We start from the raw sequence: 2,792 nt of genomic DNA, 5'->3' as shown, positions 1-2,792 counted from the left end.
GTCGCCGCCCAGGAGGCCGTCGATGACGGTGCTGTTGGGCATGGCGAAGACGCGGAAGAACTCAAGGACGCGCTTGCGCATGGCGGGGTTGTGGCCGAGGACGGTGTGGGCCATGGGGATGAACTCCCCCGAGTTCCCGCCCGAGTGGAAGTCGAAGGCGAACTCCACCCTGGGCAGGATCACCGTTTCGAGGTAGTGGGCGATCATCTGGGTCGGGGTTCCGTCGGGGTCGCCGGGGAAGAGCCGGTTGAGGTTGCCGCCGTCCAGCGGCGAGCAGCGCAGCCCTGCCTTGACGGCGGGCGCGTTGACGCCGGGAAGGATGATGATCCGGCCCCGGATGTCCTCGGCCCGCAGCGTCTGCAGGAGCTTGATCAGCAGGACCTGGCCCTCGAACTCGTCGCCGTGGTTGCCGGCCTGGAGGAGGATACGGGGGCCGTCGCCGTTGCCCAGCGTCACGACGGGGATGGGGATCCATCCGGCGCCCGACTCGTTCGAGGAGTGCGGCAGCCGCAGATAGCCTTCCTGCCGGCCCTCCGCATCCAGGTCGATGTCGGTCCAGATCCGGGTGTGGGACATGTGCTGCTCCTTTGCGCTGTGCGGCGGGTGGTGGCTAGTGCCCCGGCAGGCAACGTTTGCCCGTTGAGGAGCGGCGTCGTGGGGGTCCCCCCTGCTCGAACGGAGCCGAGAGCTTGGGGGAGCGTGCCGGGCGTCGTGACGGGGCGAACGTTGCCTGTTGGGGCACTAGTTGGCCTGGTGGGCGGTGGCGACGACGTCGAGTCACGTCTGTCGGCCGGACATGCCTCCCAGGAGGTAGGAGCGAGTGCCGATCCGGTGCAGGGTGATGGACGCGTCGCCTCGCTGGATCGTCTGTTCGGCCGCGGGGAGTGCGGGCGCAGCGGTGGCGTCGCGCAGCGACTCGGTCAGAACGCGGCCGTCGGCGCCGTCGAGCAGTTCGCCGGTGATGAGCGTGTATGCGGTGGCGGCGATGTCGGCGGGCCCGGCGGGTGTGGCGCAGCGGGTGTGCGGAGTGAAGGCCGGGCCGTGCAGAACCAGCGGGATGCGCAGGTCGGCCGGGTGGACGGTCCCGTGCACGCCGTCGTATGCCCGGGCCCCCGAGGCGCGCGCGTGCAGGGCACGAGCCGGTGGGTCCGTCGGCCCGGCCTGGTCGGCAGGGTCGGCTCGCATGGTGATGATCAGGTCCGGTGTGAACGGTGAGTCGCCGACCACGGCCAGCGACAGCGGGAATGCGGCATCGGGGCAGTAGGCATCCGCACAGAACACCGGGCCCGCCCACGGTTCCCCGACGATCCGGCTCGCAACGCTCGCACGGTGGGCCGGTGTCGTACCCGGCTCGAAGTAACCGAAGATGACGCCGTCGTTGAACGTGGGCACGAATCCGTTCGGTGGCAGACCGGCGCGGTCGGCGATTCCGTTCAGCGTATCGGTCAGCTCAAGTGACTCGATGGTTGCGCAGAAACCATGGTCGGCCGTGAGGATCAGATTGCATTCCCGTCCCGTATCGAGGACGGCGGAGTGCAGGGTTCGCACGGCGTCGTCAACACGTCGGATCGCCTCCGCGCTGGTCGTCGATGTCAGCCCGGTGGTGTGGTGGGCGGTGTCGGGTTGCCCGGACCAGAAGATCAGCAGGTCGGGGGCCTGTCTCGTGATCGAGACGACCCCCGCGGCGACGGCCCATTCCAGCGCTTCGTCGTCGGACGCGGGTCGCGGCCCGAGGTCCTCGATCGCGGCTCTGACGTCGGAGGGAACGCAGCGGTGGACCTCCTTGTCGGGACCGACCGAGGCGATCCTGGTTCCGTGCCCGGCGTCGCTGCCGGGATTGAGCAGGTAGGTACAGCCGACCGAGCCGTTGCCGATGACCACGGTGCTGTGGCCCGACCTGCTGAGCCGCTCCGCGAGAGATGCCTGCGGCATCGCCCCGACGTCCCGGAAGCGCCGCACGTCCTCGACGTCCGCCGTATTGATGTGCCCCAGGTCGGGGTGCCACACCCGGTTTCCGAAGATCCCGGTACGCCCGGGGAGGCTTCCGGTCGCCAGCGTCGCGGCGTTGGCACGGGTCAACGCCGGGAAGGCGGCGACCGCGCGGTCGTAGGAGACACCCTCGCCGGCCAATTGCGACAGGAACGGGGTGTTCGAGGCGCTGAGGGCGGCCGGCCGGAGGCCGTCGATGACCGCGATCAGAGTGAGCGGCGTTGCAGGAATGATGCTCTCCTTACCTCTTCATCACGGGCGAGGGGACCGGTACGGGGCCGACGAAGCCGTCCGCGCGGTCATCCAGCTCAGGGACGTTCACCTGCTGCCGCGCTGTGCCGGCGGTGCCAGGCTCAGAGGCGCTCATGACGTGCAGACCAAACTCGGGCAACGGAAGCATGAACTATCCAGGTACCTGTAGGAACTCGGGATGGATCATCCATCCCGTGCTAGTGTCCTGCCCGCATCGACAGTCGATCCGTGCTTCCGCAGCGAAATGAGGTCCAGTGCCCGCGGCCAAGTCGTCCCTGGTGAGCGGTGAGTTCGCCACCCGTGCCCAAGCCGCGCTGCCCAGCCTGGGCGGTACGGACAAGCGGGTCATCGAGCTGATCCTCAGCGGCCCGGAAGCGGTCGTGTGCGGCTCGGTGACCGAACTCGCCCAGAAGGCAGGGGTCGCGCAGTCCTCGGCGGTCCGTGCTTGCCAACGCCTCGGGTATCGGGGCTATCAGGACGTCAAGCTCGCGATCACCCGCGATCTCGCCCAGCAGGACGAGCAGGAGCAGGAGCTCGCCCACGAAGAGGGA

2 protein-coding genes and 1 pseudogene are annotated in these 2,792 nt (G+C 68.9%); 1 reads left to right on the top strand and 2 read right to left on the bottom strand.

What is annotated here, in order from left to right; genetic code table 11:
- Positions 1 to 576 (bottom strand): annotated as a pseudogene (locus tag ACWEKM_RS46305) (hypothetical protein); the annotation flags it as partial.
- A gap of 201 nt (positions 577 to 777) precedes the next feature.
- On the bottom strand, positions 778 to 2,187 hold the full coding sequence (locus ACWEKM_RS46300; protein WP_451627329.1) for an alkaline phosphatase family protein: 1,410 nt from the start codon (positions 2,185 to 2,187) through the stop codon (positions 778 to 780).
- A 308-nt stretch (positions 2,188 to 2,495) separates the two neighbouring features.
- Here ACWEKM_RS46300 and ACWEKM_RS46295 point away from each other — a divergent pair.
- On the top strand, positions 2,496 to 2,792 hold a 297-nt coding region (locus ACWEKM_RS46295), incomplete at its 3' end, for a MurR/RpiR family transcriptional regulator (RefSeq protein WP_451627328.1).

The organism is Streptomyces sp. NPDC004752, assembly GCF_053601275.1.
This window is presented reverse-complemented; position numbering and strand designations above follow the sequence as displayed.